The 18,832-nt window shown below is 74.3% G+C and carries 18 protein-coding genes; 10 read left to right on the forward strand and 8 right to left on the reverse strand.

Annotated features, from left to right (window positions below; genetic code table 11):
- Positions 1-5 precede the first annotated feature (5 nt).
- The gene (locus tag IEZ00_RS20780) at positions 6-731 is read right to left on the reverse strand and encodes an SDR family oxidoreductase (RefSeq protein ID WP_189224966.1); all 726 of its coding nucleotides are present in this window, start codon (positions 729-731) and stop codon (positions 6-8) included.
- Positions 732-825: 94 nt separating this feature from the next.
- Between IEZ00_RS20780 and IEZ00_RS20785 the strand changes: the two genes are divergently transcribed.
- Positions 826-1,512 carry a TetR/AcrR family transcriptional regulator gene (locus IEZ00_RS20785; RefSeq protein ID WP_189224967.1) on the forward strand — a complete coding sequence of 229 codons (687 nt, stop codon included), beginning with the start codon at positions 826-828 and terminating at the stop codon, positions 1,510-1,512.
- Positions 1,513-1,527: 15 nt separating this feature from the next.
- Here IEZ00_RS20785 and IEZ00_RS20790 read toward each other — a convergent pair whose 3' ends face one another.
- Both IEZ00_RS20790 and IEZ00_RS20795 read right to left on the reverse strand, forming a co-directional pair.
- Complete coding sequence (locus IEZ00_RS20790; RefSeq protein WP_189224968.1) at positions 1,528-1,965, reverse strand: hypothetical protein; 438 nt, start codon at positions 1,963-1,965, stop codon at positions 1,528-1,530.
- 122 nt (positions 1,966-2,087) lie between these two features.
- Positions 2,088-3,245, reverse strand: a complete 1,158-nt coding sequence (locus IEZ00_RS20795) for a glycosyltransferase (protein WP_189224969.1) — start codon at positions 3,243-3,245, stop codon at positions 2,088-2,090.
- Between the two features lie 202 nt (positions 3,246-3,447).
- Here IEZ00_RS20795 and IEZ00_RS20800 point away from each other — a divergent pair, with 202 nt between their 5' ends.
- From IEZ00_RS20800 to IEZ00_RS20825, 6 genes are all read left to right on the forward strand, one after another.
- A complete protein-coding gene (locus IEZ00_RS20800; protein WP_189224970.1) occupies positions 3,448-3,633 on the forward strand; it encodes a hypothetical protein in 186 nt (61 codons plus the stop codon).
- Complete coding sequence (locus IEZ00_RS20805) at positions 3,630-4,352, forward strand: hypothetical protein (protein ID WP_189224971.1); 723 nt, start codon at positions 3,630-3,632, stop codon at positions 4,350-4,352. The genes IEZ00_RS20800 and IEZ00_RS20805 overlap by 4 nt, the downstream gene beginning before the upstream one ends.
- Positions 4,349-5,257 carry a DUF6895 family protein gene (locus IEZ00_RS20810; RefSeq protein ID WP_189224972.1) on the forward strand — a complete coding sequence of 303 codons (909 nt, stop codon included), beginning with the start codon at positions 4,349-4,351 and terminating at the stop codon, positions 5,255-5,257. Before IEZ00_RS20805 ends, IEZ00_RS20810 begins: the two co-directional genes overlap by 4 nt.
- Positions 5,254-6,231 carry a serine hydrolase domain-containing protein gene (locus tag IEZ00_RS20815; RefSeq protein WP_189224973.1) on the forward strand — a complete coding sequence of 326 codons (978 nt, stop codon included), beginning with the start codon at positions 5,254-5,256 and terminating at the stop codon, positions 6,229-6,231. Before IEZ00_RS20810 ends, IEZ00_RS20815 begins: the two co-directional genes overlap by 4 nt.
- A 144-nt stretch (positions 6,232-6,375) precedes the next feature.
- The gene (locus IEZ00_RS20820) at positions 6,376-6,945 is read left to right on the forward strand and encodes an LOG family protein (RefSeq protein WP_229795952.1); all 570 of its coding nucleotides are present in this window, start codon (positions 6,376-6,378) and stop codon (positions 6,943-6,945) included.
- A 124-nt stretch (positions 6,946-7,069) separates the two neighbouring features.
- A complete protein-coding gene (locus tag IEZ00_RS20825) occupies positions 7,070-7,906 on the forward strand; it encodes a helix-turn-helix domain-containing GNAT family N-acetyltransferase (protein WP_189224974.1) in 837 nt (278 codons plus the stop codon).
- Between the two features lie 7 nt (positions 7,907-7,913).
- On the opposite strand, the gene IEZ00_RS20830 is transcribed toward IEZ00_RS20825, so the two are convergent.
- A complete protein-coding gene (locus tag IEZ00_RS20830) occupies positions 7,914-8,621 on the reverse strand; it encodes a Crp/Fnr family transcriptional regulator (RefSeq protein WP_189224975.1) in 708 nt (235 codons plus the stop codon).
- 101 nt (positions 8,622-8,722) lie between these two features.
- Between IEZ00_RS20830 and IEZ00_RS20835 the strand changes: the two genes are divergently transcribed.
- Positions 8,723-9,367: a chemotaxis protein CheB gene (locus IEZ00_RS20835; RefSeq protein WP_189224976.1), complete on the forward strand. Its 645-nt coding sequence runs from the start codon at positions 8,723-8,725 to the stop codon at positions 9,365-9,367.
- Between the two features lie 26 nt (positions 9,368-9,393).
- On the opposite strand, the gene IEZ00_RS20840 is transcribed toward IEZ00_RS20835, so the two are convergent.
- Entirely contained in the window at positions 9,394-10,614 is a 1,221-nt protein-coding gene (locus IEZ00_RS20840) for a PP2C family protein-serine/threonine phosphatase (RefSeq protein ID WP_229795953.1), read from the reverse strand.
- Positions 10,615-10,994: 380 nt separating this feature from the next.
- On the opposite strand from IEZ00_RS20840, the gene IEZ00_RS20845 reads away from it, so the two are divergent.
- Positions 10,995-15,122, forward strand: a complete 4,128-nt coding sequence (locus IEZ00_RS20845) for a SpoIIE family protein phosphatase (protein WP_189224977.1) — start codon at positions 10,995-10,997, stop codon at positions 15,120-15,122.
- Positions 15,119-15,427 carry an STAS domain-containing protein gene (locus IEZ00_RS20850; RefSeq protein WP_189224978.1) on the forward strand — a complete coding sequence of 103 codons (309 nt, stop codon included), beginning with the start codon at positions 15,119-15,121 and terminating at the stop codon, positions 15,425-15,427. Before IEZ00_RS20845 ends, IEZ00_RS20850 begins: the two co-directional genes overlap by 4 nt.
- 31 nt (positions 15,428-15,458) lie before the next feature.
- Here the strand turns inward: IEZ00_RS20850 and IEZ00_RS20855 are convergent, their stop codons facing one another.
- The 3 genes from IEZ00_RS20855 to IEZ00_RS20865 all read right to left on the reverse strand — a co-directional run bounded on the left by IEZ00_RS20855 (position 15,459) and on the right by IEZ00_RS20865 (position 18,763).
- A complete protein-coding gene (locus IEZ00_RS20855) occupies positions 15,459-16,931 on the reverse strand; it encodes a DHA2 family efflux MFS transporter permease subunit (protein ID WP_189224979.1) in 1,473 nt (490 codons plus the stop codon).
- Between the two features lie 183 nt (positions 16,932-17,114).
- On the reverse strand, positions 17,115-18,221 hold the full coding sequence (locus IEZ00_RS20860; protein WP_189224980.1) for an NAD(P)/FAD-dependent oxidoreductase: 1,107 nt from the start codon (positions 18,219-18,221) through the stop codon (positions 17,115-17,117).
- Positions 18,222-18,274: 53 nt separating this feature from the next.
- Positions 18,275-18,763, reverse strand: a complete 489-nt coding sequence (locus IEZ00_RS20865; protein WP_229795954.1) for a MarR family winged helix-turn-helix transcriptional regulator — start codon at positions 18,761-18,763, stop codon at positions 18,275-18,277.
- Between the last annotated feature and the right edge of the window lie 69 nt (positions 18,764-18,832).

Consider the following 18,832-nt stretch of genomic DNA (forward strand, 5'->3'; position numbering starts at 1 on the left):
TGGAGTCAGACGATGCCGCCGTTGGCGCGCAGGACCTGGCCGTTGACCCAGCGGGCCGGGCCCGCCAGGAACGACACGACCTCGGCGATGTCGGCGGGGGTGCCCAGGCGCTCCAGCGGCGGCTGCGCGGCCAGCTTGGCGATGGTCTCCTCGTCCTTGCCGTCCAGGAACAGCGCGGTCGCGGTCGGGCCGGGCGCGACCGCGTTGACGGTGATGTCGCGGCCGCGCAGCTCGCGGGCCAGGATCAGGGTGATCGCCTCGACCGCGCCCTTGCTGGCGGCGTAGGCGGCGTAGCCGGGCAGCGCCAGGCCGAGCACCGAGGTGGAGAAGGTGATGATCGCCCCGCCCCGGCGCACCCGGCGGGCGGCCTGCTGGGCGACCACGAAGGTGCCCCGGATGTTGGTGCGGTGCATCCGGTCCAGCGCGTCCAGGTCCAGTTCGGCCACCGGCGACAGCACCATCACGCCCGCCGCGTGGACGACCGCGTCCACTCCGCCGAAGGTCTCCTCCGCCGCGTCGAACACGGCGGCGACGGCGGTCTCGTCGGCGACGTCGGCCCGCACGGCGATGGCCTGCCCACCCCGTGCGGTGATGGCGTCCACGGCGGAGCGGGCCTCCTGCTCGTTGCCGCCGTACACGACGACGACGGCGAACCCGTCGGCGGCCAACCGCTCGGCGCTCTCCCGGCCGATGCCCCGCGAGCCGCCGGTGACGATCGCAACGCGTGCCATGGTGTGCTCCTCGAAGTGATGTTCCATCCGCTAACGACGCAACGATATCATCGCTACCGAACCAGCGCTACCAATGTGCTGTTATCATCGCTATATGGCTGAGACGACCAGGGAACGCCTCGTGCGGGCGGCGGCGGACCTGCTGCAACGGGGCGGGCGCGACGCGCTGTCCACCCGCGCGGTGACCGCGGCGGCCGGGGTGCAGGCACCCACCCTGTACCGGCTCTTCGGCGACAAGGACGGCCTGCTCGACGCGGTGGCCGACTACGGCTTCCGCACCTACCTGGGCTCCAAGCACGCGCTGGGCGACAGCGGCGACCCGGTGGAGGACCTGCGCCGGGGGTGGGACCTGCACGTGGAGTTCGGCCTGTCGATGCCCGCGTTCTACCTGCTGATGTACGGCGAACCGCGGTCCGGGGCGGCTTCCGAGGCCGGACGCCGGGCGCGTGCGGTGCTGCGTCGCATCGTCGAGCGCATCGCCGCGGCGGGCAGGCTGCGGCTGGGGGTGGAGCACGCCGCGCAACTGGTCCACGCCACCGGAATGGGGGTCGTGCTCACCCTGATCTCCAGCCCGCCGGAGGAGCGCGACCGGGAGCTGTCGGTGGTGGCGCGCGAGCACGTGCTGCGCTCGATCACCACCGACGAGGCCGTGGCGGGCGAGGCCACCGCGCCCAGCCGGGCGGCCGCGCTGCGGGCGGCGGTGGACGCGGACCCCCACCTCCCGCTCACCGCGGCGGAGCGGGCGCTGCTGGCCGAGTGGCTCGACCGGATCGCGGGCTGAGCCCCGGCCCGCGCTCTACTGCGTCGTCTCGAAGACCCGCACCGCGGTCGCCGTGCCGCCCTCGGTTTCGGCCACGACGGTCACCGCGTCGCCCTCGACGGGAGCACCCGGCGAGCCGAACGCCGTTCCGGCGTCGATGACGTAGGTCCGGCTGTAGCCGTCGCTGCTCCGGGCGGTCAGCGAGGTGTCGGTGACGGCGGTGACCGTGCCGCGCTGCACCTCGCCGTGCAGCAGATCGCTGATCAGCGGATCACCGATCAGCGGATCACCGGCACCGGCGGGCGCCTGCCCCACCTCGGAGGACGACGCCGAGTTGCCGCTGGCGTGGACGACTCCGCCGCCACCGGCGGCGATCGTCAGCGCGACGGCCCCGGCCACGATGCCCTTGCGCAGCCCCGACGGCTGCGTCTGCCGCGGCGCGGGGGTGGGATTTGACTGCTCGGTCGTGGTCATCGGCTGCTCCCAGCGGTTCGGGGTCGACGTGGACCACCTTCGCGGTCGTGGCTGTGTCGCCGCTGTGCGCGCGGTGGGACCCGCCTGTGCGCCCACAGGCGCACAGGCGGGTCGACCGGGAGTCAGCGTGCGTACTCGTGCAGCCGCGCGGCCACTTCCTCCGGCGACGGCATGGTGGCGATCTCCGCGGCCACCGCGCGGGCCGCGGCGCGGACCACCTCGTCGGCCAGCAGGGCGCGGGCGCGCTCGGTGATCGCCTCGGCGGTGACCTCCTGGCCGAGCAGTTGTTCGCCCAACCCGGCCTCGGCCAGCGCCGCGCCGTTGTCGAACTGGTCCGCGCCCTGCGGCAGCACCAGTTGCGGCACGCCCGCCGCCAGCGCGCCCAGCGTCGTGCCGCTGCCGCCGTGGTGCACCACCAGGTCGGTGTGCGGCAGCACTCGCGCCTGGGGTACCCACTGCCGCACCAGGACGTTCTCCGGCACCTCGCCCAGCGCCTCGACCTGGACCGTCGGCCCCGCCGCGACGAGCACCCGGACGTCCAGGGCCGCCAGGGCGGCCAGCGCCCCGCGCAGCACGTCCGCGTGGCCGAACGCGGTGCCCAGCGTCAGGTAGACCAGCGGGCGGTCGTGCTCGGCCACCCCGGCGGGCAGCTCACCGGGCTCGGCGAAGGCCACCGGCCGCAGCGGGAGACGTCCGGAGGCGGGGGTGAACGCCTTGTCCTGCCAGGAGGGCGGGCAGATGTCGAGGTAGGGGTGGCCCACGAGGAAGGCGTGCTCGGAGGGCAGCGCCACGCCCAGTTCCGCGGCGACGTCCGCGAACTGGCCGGTGACCGCTTCCCAGGTCAGCGCGGGGCCGACGCGGCCGAAGCCGTGGCACAGGGCGGGGACGCCCGCGACCCTGGCGGCCAGGCCCGCGCCGGGCGCGCCCAGTTCGTGGACGAGCAGGTCGGGGCGCCGGTCGGCCAGCACGGGGGCCAGGTCGGCGGCCAGCCGCCGGGGCAGCACCTCGGTGAACGCCTTGGCGGCCAGTTCCAGCGACTCGCCCTGGGTCGGTGGGGGTCCCACGGGCGGGAACTGCGCACCCCCGCTGGCCAGGGCGAACGCCTCTTCGAGCGGCATTCCCGCGGTGACCGGTGTCAGGTCGAGCGCGCGCAGCGTCGGGTGGAGCTCCTCGGTGGTGGCGTAGAGGACCTCGTGGCCCTGTTGGCGTGCCGCGCGGGCTAATGGCAGCAGGGGGTACGTGTGGCCGTACGTGCCCAGGCTGGAGAAGAGGATCAACACCTAATTAATCGTACGCTGAATTTCCGGCCCGCGCAGGCGCCTCCTCGCGCCCCAACGGCTTCCGGCGCGAACGGCGGGCGGATCGGTGCCCTGTCACTCACATGAGTGGAAAGGGCCCGGACCGGCTCCCCCGACCGGACACCGTCCCCCTTCCGTGCTGCACTCGAAGTGCTGGTGCTTTCCCTAAATCAAGGAGGCTGCGATGTCAGCTCAGACCGTGGTGCGCCCCGTCGCGACACCGGAAGAGCAAGCCGTCCTGCACGAGTTGATGGCGGAGCCGGAAGCCGCGATCAGCGACGCGCCGCTGTACTCGCCGCAGTCGGCGGGGCTGCTCCTGCTGGGGCTGCTGCTGTCCCCTGAGGTTCCCAAGGAGCCCAAGGACAAGTGAACCCGGCCGAAGTCCGGGTTCGCCTCGCGGACGCGGCCACCGCGTTGGCGGGCCGCGTGCTCGACGCCCTGCGCGGCGCGGGCGCGGTGGGCCTGGTCGACTACATGGACGCGTGCCCCGACGAGGCGACGGCGCTGGGGGCGGTCCGACTGCTGGGGGCGGACCTGTTCGCCCCGCAACTGGTGGCGGACCGCCTCCTCGACGCGCGGGAAGCCGCCGTGGTGGCCGAGTCTTTCGGGACCTACCCCCCGGTGATCGGGGCGAGCTCGGAGGAGCAGCGGGTGGCCGCGTGGCGGGACTGGGCCGCGGTGCGGCTGCTGGCCCTGTTCTACGGACCCGAGCCGGACGCGGCGGGCGTCGCCCCGCCGGACAACGCCGCGGCCGTGCTGGGCAGGGTCGAGCAGTGGCCGCTGTGGTCGGCGGCCGTGGCCCGGTTGTCCCCACTGGCGCTGCCCGAGGTCGGCGGCCCGGTGGTGGCCGCCGTCGTGGCCGAGCCGCTGGCGCTGACCAGGGGCGCGAGCCGGGCGGTGCTGCGCCGCGACTACCCCACGGCGGCCCGGCTGGCGCGCTGGACCGCGCTGCTGGCCCACCTGGGCGTCGAGCTGCCGCTGGACCCCGCGCCGCTGGTCGAGCACGTCCGGCTGCGCGTCGGGGCGGAACCTCGGCTGCTGCTGGACCTGGCCGTGGCCCGACTGCTGCTGGGATCGGAGGCGGTGTGACCGGATCATCGGTGGCCCGCATCGCGCACGACCTGAGCACCGCCGCCCTGGACTGGCTGCACGCCAACCGGGAGCGGGGTGCCTTCCCCGCCGACACCGGCGCGGACCTGGGCGACCCGGACAGCGCTTACAAACCGCTCGGCGAGACCGCGCTGGCCGCCTCCCTGGTGCTGCGCGAGGGCGCGGCGGGCAGCGCGCAACTGCGCACCGCGCGCGAGCTGGTGGACTTCACCTGGCAGCAGATGCGCGAGGGCGCGCTGCTCTACGAGCGGCAGCTGCGCTACCCGCTGCTGACCGACCCGCTGGAGACCTACGCCCACTTCGCCCGCAGCGGCCACCGGCACGACGAGCTGGAGGAGCTGCTGACGCACTGCGCGGCGGTCGGCTCGATGGTCGAGGTGGTGCCCAACCGCAGGCTGGCCGTGGCCAACGCGCACCGGACCGTGGGCGTCGGCGCCGACGACTGGCCGTCGCTGACCCGCGCCACGTGGCTGGGGCAGACCCCGCCGCCGTGGGCCATCGACTGGATGACCGGCTACAGCGTGACCCACACCGTCTTCCACCTCACCGACTGGGGCGCGCGGCCGGACGGGCTGCCCGCCGACATGACCGCCTACGTCACCGACTGGCTGCCGGTGTGGATCGACATCTGGTCCGAGGTGGGGCAGTGGGACCTGGTGGGGGAGCTGCTGATCGTGGGCGTCTGCCTGCCCCGGCCCAGGCTCGACGCCGCGGAGTGGGCGCGGCTGGCGGCGCTGCAGCACGCCGACGGGATGGTGCCGCGCGACGGCGAACCGGTGACCGGATCCCCGGACCAGCGGTTCCTGAACCACCAGCACACCACCGTGGTCGCCACGGTGGCGGGCACGCTCGCGTTGTCCCGGCTGCTGAACGGCGCCGCGTGACCGACCCGCTCACCCCACTGCTGTCCACAGTGGACGGCACTGCGGTGGCCGCCCGCCGGGGCGACGAGGACTTCCTGCTGACCTCCGGGACCACCGCCCGCGGCGGGGCGCTGCCGGTCCGGTCGGACACCCGGTTCGAGATCGGCTCGCTGACCAAGACGTTCACCGCGCTGCTGCTGGCGGAGATGGTGGCGCGCGGGGAGGTCGGCTACGACGACCCGGTCGAGCGGTACCTGCCGCGCGAGTGCGCCCCGCGCGCCCCGATCACCCTGGTGCGGCTGGCCACCCACAGCTCCGGGCTGCCCAAGCTGCCGCCGGGGCTGTGGCGCTCCGCCCTGCCCGCCTGGTTCACCAACCCCTACCGGGCGTTCACGGCGCGGGACGTGCTCGCCGCCGTGCCGCGCGCCCGCCCGCGTCCGGGGGTGCGCTACTCCAACTTCGGCGTCGGGCTGCTGGGCCACCTGCTGGCCCGCGCCGCGGGCTGCCCGTTCGAGGAGCTGCTGACCGCCCGCGTGCTGCGCCCGCTGGGGCTGCCCGACACCGGCTGCGCCCCCGCTCCCCAGGCCACCGGCTACTGGCGCGGCAGGCCCCGACCGCCGTGGGAGATCCCCGGACTGCCCGCCGCGGGCGCGTTGCGCTCCAGCGCGCGGGACATGCTGCGCTACCTCACCGCCCACCTGAACCCGAGCGCCACCCCGCTGGAGCGGGCGCTCACCGAGGTCACCCGCCCCCGCGTGGCCCTCCCCGGCGGCGCCGACCACCTGTGCCTGGTGTGGAACCACCGCGCGCGGCCGGGGCACGAGCTGCTGTTCCACTCCGGCGGCACCAGGGGGTTCACCTCCTTCGCGGGCTTCAGCCCGCGGGCGGGGACCGCGCTGGTCGCCCTGGTCAACACCGGCCCGACCCTGCGCGGCACGTTCATCCAGCGCTCCTACGAAGCCCTGCGCACCCTGGCCACCCTCGCCCCCGCCTGACCCACCGCGCCCGCAAGTACCACCCGTGCGCTTCGGCCGAGCGCGTAACCACTACCCGCGTCGGCGGGCTGGGGCGGCGGGTAGTGGTCAGCGGCCCGCTGCGGCGGGCCGGGTGGTACTTGCGGGCGGGGCTAGGTTCTGGGGGTGCGGGTGTGCGTCTACTGCGGATCGTCGGCCGGTCGCGCCGAGTACCTCGCCGCCGCGCGGCGGGTCGGCGAGACCCTGGCCCGCCGCGGCGCGGAGGTGGTCTACGGCGGGGCCAGGGTCGGCACGATGGGCGCGGTCGCCGACGGCGCGCTGGCGGCGGGCGGACGGGTGATCGGCGTGATCCCGCGGTCGCTGGTGGACTGGGAGGTCGCCCACGACGGCCTGACCGAGCTGCGCGTGGTGGACACGCCGCACGAGCGCAAGGCCGTGATGACCGGGCTGGCCGACGCCGTGCTGGCGCTGCCCGGCGGCGCGGGCACCTTCGACGAGCTGTTCGAAGCCTGGACGTGGGCGCAGCTCAAGCTGCACGCCAAACCGGTCGGCGTGCTCAACGTCGCGGGCTACTTCGACCCGCTGGTGGCGCTGGTCGAGCACATGCTCCGCGAGGGCTTCCTCAAGCCGCCCTACCGGGACATGCTGCTGGTCGACGACGACCTGGAGCGGCTGCTGGACCGGTTCGCCGACTACCGGCCGCCCGACTACACCTGGTCGGACGACCCGCCGTGACCAGCGCCGGGGCGCGTCCCGCCCACCGTGACCGGCCCATTCGTCGATCTTCCTCGATGGAGTGAGCGATCTATCGACTGACGTCGATTGACGCGACCATTGTCGCTGGTCGACAATCAGCGCCATGACCACGACCCTCGCCACGCGGGACGCGGCCACCTACGCGCAGTGGTTCGCCTGCCTGGCCGACCCGACCAGGGTGCGGGTGCTGCACGTCGTGGCCACCGCGCCGGGAGAGATCACCGTCGGCGCGCTCACCGAGGCCGTGGGCATCAGCCAGTCCACCTGCTCCCACCACCTGCGCAAGCTCGCCGAGGTCGGGTTCGTCCGGCTGCGCAAGGAGGGCACGGCGACGCTGGTGTCGGTCGACCCGGCCTGCCGCGCCTGCCTGCCGCACGCCGCCGACGCGGTCATGGGCACCGTCGCCACCCGCCCGCGCCACCCCGCGAACCCGCCCGCCGACGTCACCGTGCGCGCCATGACCGATGACGACTGGGCCGACGTGCGGCGCGTCTACGGCGAGGGCATCGCCACCGGCAACGCCACCTTCGAGACCGAGGTGCCCAGCAGGCGCACCCTGGACGCCAAGTGGCTGGCAGGCCACCGCTGGGTCGCCCAGCTCGGCGACCGGGTCGTGGGCTGGGCCGCGGCCACGCCGGTGTCGACCCGCGAGTGCTACTCCGGGGTGGCCGAGACCTCGGTCTACGTGGGGGAGGGGGTCCGCGGCCGGGGCGTGGGCACAGCGCTGCTGCGCAAGCAGGTCACCGCGGCCGACGAGGGCGGGCTGTGGACGCTGCAGACCGCGATCTTCCCGGAGAACCGCGCCAGCATCGCCCTGCACCACGCCGCGGGCTTCCGCACCGTCGGCGTGCGCGAGCGCATCGCCCGGCACCACGGCGTCTGGCGCGACACGGTCATGCTCGAACGCCGCTGCCGGACCGCCGAGCCGCCGTCGTGCTGAGCGGACCTCAGGCGTCCGGGCCCGCGAACGCGTCGAACTCGTCCTTGATGATCCGGTAGCACTCGCAGGCGATGCCGGTCAGGCGCGGCCGGTCGAGGATGGCGAGGTTGCCCCGGCTGTAGGTGATCACGCCGTCGGCCTGCAGCTTGCCCGCGATCTCGGAGACGGTGCTGCGCCGCACGCCGAGCATCTGGGCCAGGAACTCCTGGGTGAGGGGGAACCGGTCGCCGCGGGTGCGGTCGCCGGTGGTGAGCACCCAGCGGGCGGCGCGCTGCTCGGCGAGGTGGGCGACGTTGCAGGCGACGTTCTGCGCCATCTGGGTGATCATGGTCTCGGTGTAGCGGTGCAGCAGGCCGTGCAGCTGCCCGTCCTGGTGCAGGAACTCCCGGAAGTCGGTCGCGGACAGCTCCGCCGCCCTGCCGGGCACCTGGCAGAACGCCGCGGTGGGGCTGGTCGCCGAGCCGAGGAACAGCGGCAGCCCGACCATGCCCTCGAAGCCGACCGTGGCGACCTCGACCACACCGCGCTCACCGCTGACCGGCGTCACCAGCGAGAAGACCGAGTCCAGCGGGAAGTACACCGCGTCCATGGGGTGCCGGTACTGGTAGATCGGCTGCTTGATCCGCAGGTCGACGACGCGCAGGCCGGGGCGCAGCCGGGTGAACTCCGCCTCCGACAGCTTCGCCAGGAGCGTGTTCCACCGGTAGTCGTCCACGTCCGCCCTCCTCGTGCCGCGGTGCCGTGGGGGTACCCGCTGTGGTCGCGGCCACCCCGCCATGTGTCGGCTACCGGGCACAGGGCGGTAGCCTGGACGTCGTGTCCGCCACCGCGCACGGCCCCGTGCCCCCTGGTTTCCAGGCGGTGGCGATGATCGCCTCGCTGGGCGGCCTGCATGCGGTCTCGGAGGTCCTGCGGGGCCTGCCTGCGGACTTCCCCGCGCCGATGGTGGTCGTCCAGCACGGCCGCCGCGAGGCCGACGGCGACCGGCTCGGCCGCCTGCTGGCGCGCGTGACGCCGCTGCCGGTGCGGACCGCCCGGACCGGCGACCCGCTGGGCGCCTCCGGGGTCGTGGTCGTGCCGACCGGGCACTGCGCGGTCCTCGGGCCCGACCGCACGATCACCCTCGCCGAGGGGCCCGCCCTCCGCTCCGGCGACCAGTTCCTGACCAGCCTCGCCGCCACCCTCGGGCAGGCGGTGATCGGCGTGGTGCTCACCGGGATGCTCGACGACGGCGCGCGGGGCGTCCGCGAGGTCAAGCGCGGCGGCGGCCGGGTCCTGGTGCAGGACCCCACCACGGCCCGCGCGCCGGGGATGCCCGCCAGCGCCATGGCCACCGGCTGCGTGGACTTCGTCCTGCCGCTGAACCGGATCGCGGCGGCGCTGGTGGCGCTGACCATGGCCCCCGGCGGCGCCGACCTGCTCCGCGTGCCGATCGCCCCCTGGGCCCGTCTGCACGCCTGAGCCCGCGCTCACACGGTGGGCAGCGCTCACACGGTGGGCAGCAGGGTGGCCTGCTCGGTGGTGGTCCACTCCAGAACCAGCAGGGTGGCGTCGTCCTGCAACCGCCCCCGCTGGTGCTCGAGCACGGCGTGCACCACCCGGCGCAGCGTCTCGGGCGCGGGCAGCCCGGCCTGCTCGTGGCGCTCGGTCAGGTCCACCAGCCGCTCCAGGCCGAAGAACTCGCCCTGCGGGCTGCGGGCCTCGGTGACGCCGTCGCTGTAGAACAGCACCCGGTCGCCGGGCTGCAACTGCTCGTGGTGCACCAGCGGCTCGGTCGTCTGGAAGCGGCCCAGGCCCAGCGGGGTGCGACCGCGTCCGTCCAGCTGGCGCACCACCCGGCCGTCGCGCAGCACCACCGGGGGCAGGTGCCCGGCGTTGAGGTAGACCAGCTCCCCGGTGGCCAGGTCCAGCCGGGCCAGGAACGCGGTGGCGTAGGCGAAGGTGTCCGCCTGCCGGTGCGCGGCGATGGTGTCGTCGGCCAGCTCGGCGGCGGCGACCAGGTCCGCGCCGCCCCGGCGGGCGTTGCGGGTGGCGGCCAGCGCGATGGAGGTGGTCAGCCCGGCCTGCAGGTCGTGACCCATCGCGTCGAAGATGGCCACGTAGGCGTGGCCGTCGTCCACGGCGTAGTCGAAGCCGTCCCCGCCGACGTGGTCGTAGGGCTCCATCGCCGCGGCGATCACCACCCGCTCGGAGGCGAACACCTTCGGCGGCAGCAGCTGCCACAGCAGCTCGGAGGCCACCGACAGCGGCCTGGTGCGGCGCACCCGGTGGAACAGGTCGCTGTAGAGCTCCTTGCTCAGCACCAGGTGCGCGATCACCCCGGCCAGCGCCCAGCAGCGCTCGCGCAGCCGTTGGTCCGCCGGGTCGCCGCCCTCGGGCAGAGCGATCTGGGCGACCCCGAGCCGCTCGGTCCCGTCGAGCACCGGCACCCACAGGTGCGCCACGGCGGCCTCGACCGCCGTGATGATCTCCATCCGGGTGAACGCCCGGCCCGCCAGCGTCGCCTCGATCGACAGCGGCGGACCGGCTGCCCGGCGCACCGGGTGCAGCTCGCGCTGCCCCAGGTCGACCAGGTAGAGCTCCACCGAGGCGCCGACCAGGGCGGTCGCCTCGTCGAGGATGCGCGGCACGTCCTCGGCGGTCGCCAGGTGCGACTGGTTGACGACGTGGGTGAACACCGCTTGCCACGACTGGCCCCGCTCGATCACCGCAACAGGGTAGGGGAAGCGCGCCGTCCGGCACCCCCGTGGGACAGCGCTTCGGCGACGCCCGTCCCACCAGGGGGGCACGTCATCCGGTGACCGCGCGGGGCGAGAGGATCGCCCGACCCGCGCAGCGGACGCTGAAAGGAGTGAGGTTCCGACCGCAGATTCACTCGTGAGATGCGCGGAAGTCGTGATTCCTCACGTGCGGGGCACCACCTGCCGACGCCGCGCCGCCACCGGCCCCGCCGCTGCTCAGGTCGTCGCTTGCGAGGGGGCGACCTATCATCTCCCCATCGTGTCATCGGACTCCGACGGTGGCGGGAGTCGCATGGCCGAGCAGCAGCGGAGCGGTGGTCCCGGAGTGGTCGACGAAGGAGTACCCGGTGACGCGTTCTGACGAGCCGCCCGCTTGGGCGGACGTGTTCGCCGCGGACGGCGGGGTCGGCCGGGACCTCGCCGCGGTGGACTGGGCCAGGACCCCGCTCGGACCGCCCGCCGACTGGTCCCAGGGCCTGCGCACGGCGGTGAGCATCCTGCTGTCGTCGCGCTTCCCCATGTGGCTGGCGTGGGGACCGGAGCTGACGTTCTTCTGCAACGCCGCCTACCGGCACGACACCCTGGGGCGCAAGTACCCCTGGGCGCTGGGCAGGCCCGCGACCGAGGTGTGGGCGGAGATCCGGGACGACATCGGTCCGCGCATCGAGACCGTGCTGACCACCGGCGAGGCGACCTGGGACGAGGCGCTGCTGCTGTTGCTGGAGCGGTCGGGCTACCCGGAGGAGACCTACCACACGTTCTCCTACAGCCCGCTGCGCGACGACTCGGGCGGCGTGGTCGGCATGCTGTGCGTGGTCAGCGAGGACACCCAGAAGGTCATCGGCGAGCGGCGCATGGCCACGCTGCGCGACCTGGGCTCGGACCCCAGCGTGGTGCGCACCGAGCGGGAGACGCTCGCCTTCTCCTGCCGCCAGCTCGACCGCAACCGGCGGGACCTGCCCTTCACGCTGACCTACCTGTTCCAGGACGACGGCGGCGCGCGGCTGGCGGGCACCACCGGGATCGCCGCCGGGCACCCGGCCGCGCCGACCGTGCTGCCCGCCGACGCGCGGGCGGTGTGGCCGTCGGCGGCCCCCGCCCTCGGCGAATCCGCCGTGGTGGAGCTCGACGGGCCCGCGTTCACCGGCCTGCCCGCCGGCGACTGGGCGGAGCCGCCGGTGCGGGCGCTGCTGGTGCCGCTGCAGCAGCAGGGCGCCGCGCCGCACGGTTTCCTGGTGGCCGGGCTGAACCGCTACCGGCCGCTGGACGAGGGCTACCGGGGGTTCGTCGAGCTGGTCGCCGGGCACATCGCGGCGGGGGTCGCCAGCGCCCGCGGCTACCAGGCCCAGCAGCGGCGGGCCGAGGAGCTGGCCGAGCTCGACCGCGCCAAGACCGCGTTCTTCGCCAACATCAGCCACGAGTTCCGCACCCCGCTCACGCTGATCATGGGCCCGCTGGCGGAGCTGCGCGACCGGCTGGCCGGGGCGGAGCCCGCGATCCGCGAGGACCTGGAGGTCGTCCACCGCAACGCGCTGCGGCTGGCCAAGCTGGTCAACACCCTGCTGGACTTCTCGCGCATCGAGGCGGGCCGGACGCGGGCCGCCTACGAGCCGGTCGACCTCGCCGCCCTCACCGCCGAGCTGGCCAGCGTGTTCCGCTCGGCGGTCACCCGCGCCGGGCTGGCCTTCGAGGTCGACTGCCCGCCGCTGCCCGAACCGGTGCACGTGGACCGCGGCATGTGGGAGGGGGTGGTCCTCAACCTGCTCAGCAACGCGCTGAAGTTCACCTTCGAAGGCTCGATCGGCGTCTCCACGCGCGCCGAGGACGGCCAAGCGGTGGTCACGGTCGAGGACACCGGCATCGGCGTGCCGCCCAAGGAGCTCCCCCGGCTGTTCGAGCGCTTCCACCGCGTCGAGAACGCCCGAGGCCGCTCCGGCGAGGGCAGCGGCATCGGCTTGGCGCTGGTGCGGGAGCTGGTGGAGCTGCACGGCGGCACCATCACCGTCGACAGCCAGGAGGGCAGGGGCACCCGGTTCACCATCCGCCTGCCCTTCGGCCGCGCCCACCTGCCCGCCGACGCGCCCGCCCGGTCCGAGGTGTCCGTGACCGCCGAGCCGTACGTGCGGGAAGCCCTGCGCTGGCTGCCCAGCGAGCGGGACGGCGGGCAGGACGGCGAGCAGGTCGTGGGGGAACCGGCCGCGTCCGGTCCCGGAGTACCCGCGACGGTGCTGGTGGCCGACGACAACGCCGACATGAGGTCGTACCTGGCCCGGCTGCTGGCGGGCGCGGGCTACCGGGTGCGGCCCGTCGGAGACGGCGTGAAAGCCCTGGAGGCGATCCGCGCCCAAGAGCCCGACTTGGTCATCAGCGACGTGATGATGCCCCGCATGGACGGCCTGGCCCTGGTGTCCGCGCTGCGGGCGGACCCGCGCACCGAGGCGGTGCCGGTGCTGCTGCTGTCCGCCCGCGCCGGGCAGGATGCCTCGATCGAGGGCTTGCAGGCGGGTGCCGACGACTACCTGGTCAAGCCGTTCACCGCGGCGGAGCTGCTGGCCAGGGTGCGCGCGCACGTGGAGCTGGCCCGCCTGCGCAACCACCACGCGCGCTGGCGCACCGCTCTGGTGGAGTCCCTGCAGGAGGCGTTCTTCGTCTGCGACGAGGAAGGCACCGTGGTCGAGATCAACGCGGCGTTCACCGAGATCATCGGCTATGGCCCCGAAGGACTGCCCTACCGGATGGTGCACCCGTGGTGGCCGGACGCCGAGACCGACCCGGAAGCCTACCGGCAGACCGCGGAAGCCTTCGAGAGCCTGGGCGACCGCAGGCGCGGCAACTACACCGTTCCGCTGGTCCACCGCGACGGCCGCCGGCTGTGGGTCAGCGTCCTGTTCAACCTGACGCAGGACCCCGACACCGGGCGCACCGTCGCCGTGGGCACCTTCCACGACGTCACCGCCGAGCGCTGCGCGATCCAGCGCGAGACGGCGCTGGCGGCGCTGAGCGTGCGGCTGTCGCGGGCCACCAGCTCGGCCGAGGCGCTGGCCGGGGCGCTGGAGCAGTTCAAGGACCTGTGGCGCGCCCGGCGCGTGCTGTCCGTGGTGTTCACCGAGCGCGGCGAGCCGACCGTGACCGGCACCGACACCGCCCTGTCCTGGGACGGGCTGGGCGAGGAGCACCGCGCGGTGCTCACCGGCCTGCGCGGGCGCCCCGCGCTCAGCCCGGTCACCCAGGGCGCGGGCGTGGGCGTCACCCTGGAGCACCCCGAGGGCGCCTTGGTGCTCTGGCTGGACCTGGACGAGCACCGCCCGTTCACCGACCAGGACGAGCTGCTGCTGTCCGTGCTCGCGGGCCACCTGGCCCAGGGCCTGATCCGCGCCCACCAGATCGACCAGCAGCGGGAGACCGCACTGGCGTTGCAGCGCGCCATCCTGGGCCCGTCCCGCCTGCCCGAGGGCTTCGTCGTCCGCTACGAGCCCGCGGCGCGCCCCCTGGGGGTCGGCGGCGACTGGTACGACATCGTCGCCCTGCCCGACGGCCGCATCGGCGTCGTCCTCGGCGACTGCGTCGGCCGCGGCCTGAAAGCCGCCGCCGTCATGGGGCAGTTGCGCAGCGCCTGCCGGGCTCTCCTGCTGCAGCAGCAGGGCCCGGCCAGCACCCTCATGGCGCTGGACCACTTCGCCGCGGGCATCCCCGGCGCGGTGTGCACCACCGTGTTCTGCGGCGTGCTGGACCCGGCGACGGGCGAGCTGACCTACTCCAGCGCCGGGCACCCGCCCGCCGTCCTGGCCAAGGCCGACGGGAGCACCACCCTGCTGGACCGGGGGCGTTCGACCCCGCTCGCGGTGCGGATGGACGTCGGGCGCCCGGAGGCGGAGTGCGCCCTGCCGCCCCGCTCCACCCTGCTGGTCTACACCGACGGTCTGGTCGAGCGCCGCCGCAGCCCGCTGACCGCGGGCATCGACCAGGCGGCCGGGGTCGTCCGGGACGGCCGCGGCGCCACCCTGGACGACCTGGCGGACCTGCTGATGACCCGGTTGGCCCCGGCCGGGGGGTACGACGACGACGTGGCGCTGCTGCTGTACCGCTACCCGGCTCCGCTGGAGCTGACCTTCCCCGCCGACCCCGCCCAGCTCGCGCCGGTCCGCCGGGCACTGCGCGGCTGGCTGGAGCGGTGCGGGCTCTCGCCCGACGCGGCGCAGAACGTGCTGCTGGCGGCGGGCGAGGCGTGCGCCAACGCCATCGAGCACGGCTACCGCGACGCGGCTCGCGCCCACGTCCGGCTCAGGGTCGAAGCCGCGGTCGACGACCTGCGCCTGACCGTGGCCGACAACGGCCGGTGGAAGACGCCCCGCCCGCAGGACAACCCGCACCGGGGGCGCGGGGTGGCGCTGATGCGCGCCACGATGCGGCACGTCACCATCACGCCGGGCCCGGTCGGCACGGTCGTCGACATGCGCATGAGGATTCCGCGATGACCACACCGCTCACCCTCACGCCGGGCAGTCGTCCGGACGGGACCGCGGTCCTCAAGGTCGTGGGCGAGATCGACATGAGCAACATCGCGGCCTTCGCCGCCGCTCTGGAGGACGTGCCGGGGCGGGTGGTCGTCGACCTGACCGGGGTGGATTACCTCGACAGCGCGGGCCTGAGCGTGCTCTTCACCCACGCCGACCACGTCGAACTGCTCGCGAGCCCCCTCCTGGCACCGGTCATCACCATCTCGGGGCTGGCCGAGGTGACCACCGTGCGCGGGTTGCGGGAACCCGCCGCGCCCGAGTAGGGGCGGGGGAGGAGCCCCCGCCCCGTGGCGCTCAGTGGTGGGCGGGAACCCCCGCCCCGGTGTCGACCTTGCCGCCGATCGCGAAGGAACCGGCCACCGGCAGCAGCGACACGAACGCCGCGAGCAGCAGCGCCGAGTGCACGCCGCCCATCTCGGCGGCCGCGGCCTGGCCGGACGCGGTCAGCTCGGCGGCGGCCGCGCTCATCACGCTGACCAGCAGCGCGACCCCGGCCGCGGCGGCCAGCTGCTGGGTGGTGCTGAACACGGCGCTGCCGTGGGAGTACAGCCGGGAGGGCAGCGCGCCCAGGCCGGAGGAGAACAGCGGGGTGAACGAGAACGCCAGGCCCAGGCTCAGCACCAGGTGGAACACCAGCACCAGCGCCGCGGGCGTGGCGGCGTCGAAGGTGGTGGCGAACCAGAGCGAGGCGCTGGTGGCGGCCGTGCCGACGACGAGCAGGACGCGCGGGCCCACCCGGTCGTAGAGGCGGCCGACCAACGGCGACAGCAGACCCATCAGCAGGCCGCCGGGCAGCAGCAGCAGGCCGGTGGCCAGCGGGTCCAGGCGCAGCACGTTCTGCAGGTAGATCGGCAGGATCGTCACGGTGCCCAGCAGCAGCCCCATCATCACCATCATCAGGGCGCTGGCCAGGGTGAACGTGCGGAAGGTGAAGGTGCGCAGGTCCAGCAGCGCGCGTTCGCGGCGCTGCAGCGACACCTGGCGCAGCACGAACGCGGTGATACCGCCGATGCCCAGCGCGAACGAGACCCACAGCGTGGTGCCCGCCGAGCCGCCCGAGTGGCCGATGCTGGACAGGCCGTAGACCAGCCCGCCGAAGCCGACCACCGACAGCGCGACCGACAGCAGGTCCAGCGGCGTGTCGCTGGACTCGCCGACGCTGGTCACCTGGCGCACGCCCAGCAGCAGCGTGCCCACCGCGATGGGCAGCACCACCCAGAACATGGCGCGCCAGCCGAAGGTGTTGAGCACCACGCCCGAGACCGTGGGGCCGATGGCGGGCGCGACGGAGATCACGATGGAGATGTTGCCCATCACCGCGCCCCGGCGGGCGGGCGGCACCAGCGTCATCACCGTCGTCATCAGCAGCGGCAGCATGATCGCCGTGCCGCACGCCTGCACCACGCGGCCCGCCATCAGCACGGTGAAGCCGGGGGCCAGCGCCGCGAGCAGCGTGCCCGCGCTGAACAGGGTCATCGCCGCGCCGTAGAGCACGCGGGTGGGCACCCGCTGGATCAGGTAGCCGGTGACCGGGATGACCACCGACATGGTCAGCAGGAAGCCCGCGGTGAGCCACTGCCCCACGGCCGCGGTCACCTGGAGCTCGTCGAGCAGCACCGGGAGCGCGACGCCCATGATCGTCTCGTTGAGGATGACCACGAACGTGGCCACCAGCAGCACGGCGATCACGGTGCGGTCGCGGCGGCTCAGCGAAGGCGGCGACGACCCGGCGCCGGTCACGGCGTCGGGCGCGGCAGTGGAAGTCATGCGGGGTCCCCCAGGGTGAAATGGGCGCGCGGAACAGCGACAGCGCCGATGAGCGCCGCCCACCCTACTCGCGCGGGCAGGGTGCGGCCCGTGATTTTTCGCATCGTGGGTGCGGAACGAGTGGTGCGGCAGGGATATTCCCCCGCGGGGCGGACATTTCCCGGACGGCGGGCGCTTCGGCGGTCAGCGCGCGAACCGGTCGGGGACGAAGGGCGCCAGCAGCGGGTGGGTCTCGCCGGTGACGATCCGGTCGGCCAGCAGTTCCCCGGCGACCAGGCCCAGAGTGGCGCCGCTGTGGCTGAACGCCACGTGCAGGCCCTCGACGCCCGGCACCGGTCCCAGCACCGGTTCGCCGTCGGCGGGAACGGGTTTGGGCCCCATCGCGAAGGAGCGCGGCGACAGCGCCGGGTTGCCCGCGAGCACGGCGCGGGCCTCCGCGCACAGACCGTCCACAATGGAGTGGATCAGGTCCGGGTCGTTGCCGTGCCGCCCGACCGCCTCCTCCGACCACGCCGAGTCGAACACCAGCGCGCCGTCGGGCGTGGGGCGGATCGACACCCGCGGTGTGATCAGGACCATGCGCAGCCCGACGTCAACCGGGTCGCTGCGCACCAGCAGCGCGGTCGTGGTCCGGTCGCCGATCGGGAAGCCGAGGCGGGCCAGCGCGCCGGGCACGCCCGCGCCGGTGGCCAGCACCACCGCGTCGGCGTCCCAGCTCAGCCCGGACCCGGTCCGGGCGCCGATCGCGCGGCCGCCCGAGGTCACCACCTCGGCCCGCCCGGCGTCGGTCACCACCGTCCCGCCGAGCCGGGTCAGCTCCGCGAGCAGCAGGGCGATCAGGGACGGCAGGTCCACCCAGCCCTCGTCGGGGGCGCGCACCGCGCCGCACTCCGGCACGGCGGCGGGGTCGACCCCGGCGACCACCTCCGCGACCTCGCCCGCCGACAGCCACTCGACCGGCAGGCCCTCGGCCCGCTGCCAGGCGAACACCTCGCGCAACCGGGCTCGCTGGTCGGGCGCGCACCAGGTCAGGCGGCCGTCGAAGCGCAGCCACGCCGGTCCGCCCAGGCGCGCGGCCAGTGCGCGGTAGCGGTCGATGCCGAGCAGTCGCAACCGGTGGTAGTCGGTTGACCGGACGGCCGCGGAGTTCAACCACGACAGCGACCTGCCGGAGGCCCCGCTGGCGGGCCCGGCCTCGGACACGAGCGTGACCGAGGCCCCGAGCCGGGCGAGGTGGTGCGCCGTGGACGCGCCCAGGACACCGCTGCCGAGGACGACCACCCTGACCATGCCCACCCCTTCCCGAGCGGATCGGGCACCTGAAGGTACCGGCGTCGCCCGTGTCACACGCGGTCAGCGGGGGAGTGCTCCTGATCGGGTTCGACCAGCGTCGCGCGCACCGCCGCCGTGGCCTCGACGCTGGCCTGGAGGAACCGGGTGATGGTGGCCCGCTGCTCGTCGTCGAAGCCGGTCCACGCCTCGGTCAGCGCCAGGCCGAGCGGCACGAAGAACGCCCGTCCCAGCTCCAGGGCCTGGTCGGCCACCACCAGTTCGACCTTGCGTCGGTCGGTGGCGCTGCGGACCCGGCGGATGTGCCCGGAGGACTCCAACCGGTCCAGCACCGACGTGGTGGCCGAAGCGCTCAGGTGCAGCGCCCGCGCCAGCCCGGTGGGCGACAGCGGGCGGCCCTGCGCCTTGGCGTCCATGATGAGGGTGAGCGCGTTGAGGTCGGTGCGGTGCATCCGGTGCGCCTCGCCGAACAGCTCGGCGAACCGGTCGGTCTCCACCGTCAGCTGCCGCAGCAGCCTGATCAGCGTCGCGTTGTCGTGCACGCCGGTACGCCCTCCTCTAATATTTCGACCGTCGAAATATGTGTCGCTCGAAGTTCACAGCTCCGGAGG

The sequence above is a fragment of the Saccharothrix coeruleofusca genome (genome assembly GCF_014648515.1).
Taxonomy (GTDB): Bacteria; Actinomycetota; Actinomycetes; order Mycobacteriales; family Pseudonocardiaceae; genus Actinosynnema; species Actinosynnema coeruleofuscum.

Bases quoted from the DNA above. Each gene is read 5' to 3' on its own strand.
- IEZ00_RS20780 (WP_189224966.1), bottom strand. From the start codon at position 731: ATGGCACGCGTTGCGATCGTCACCGGCGGCTCGCGGGGCATCGGCCGG.
- IEZ00_RS20785 (WP_189224967.1), top strand. From the start codon at position 826: ATGGCTGAGACGACCAGGGAACGCCTCGTGCGGGCGGCGGCGGACCTG.
- IEZ00_RS20790 (WP_189224968.1), bottom strand. From the start codon at position 1,965: ATGACCACGACCGAGCAGTCAAATCCCACCCCCGCGCCGCGGCAGACG.
- IEZ00_RS20800 (WP_189224970.1), top strand. From the start codon at position 3,448: ATGTCAGCTCAGACCGTGGTGCGCCCCGTCGCGACACCGGAAGAGCAA.
- IEZ00_RS20825 (WP_189224974.1), top strand. From the start codon at position 7,070: ATGACCACGACCCTCGCCACGCGGGACGCGGCCACCTACGCGCAGTGG.
- IEZ00_RS20850 (WP_189224978.1), top strand. From the start codon at position 15,119: ATGACCACACCGCTCACCCTCACGCCGGGCAGTCGTCCGGACGGGACC.
- IEZ00_RS20855 (WP_189224979.1), bottom strand. From the start codon at position 16,931: ATGACTTCCACTGCCGCGCCCGACGCCGTGACCGGCGCCGGGTCGTCG.
- IEZ00_RS20860 (WP_189224980.1), bottom strand. From the start codon at position 18,221: ATGGTCAGGGTGGTCGTCCTCGGCAGCGGTGTCCTGGGCGCGTCCACG.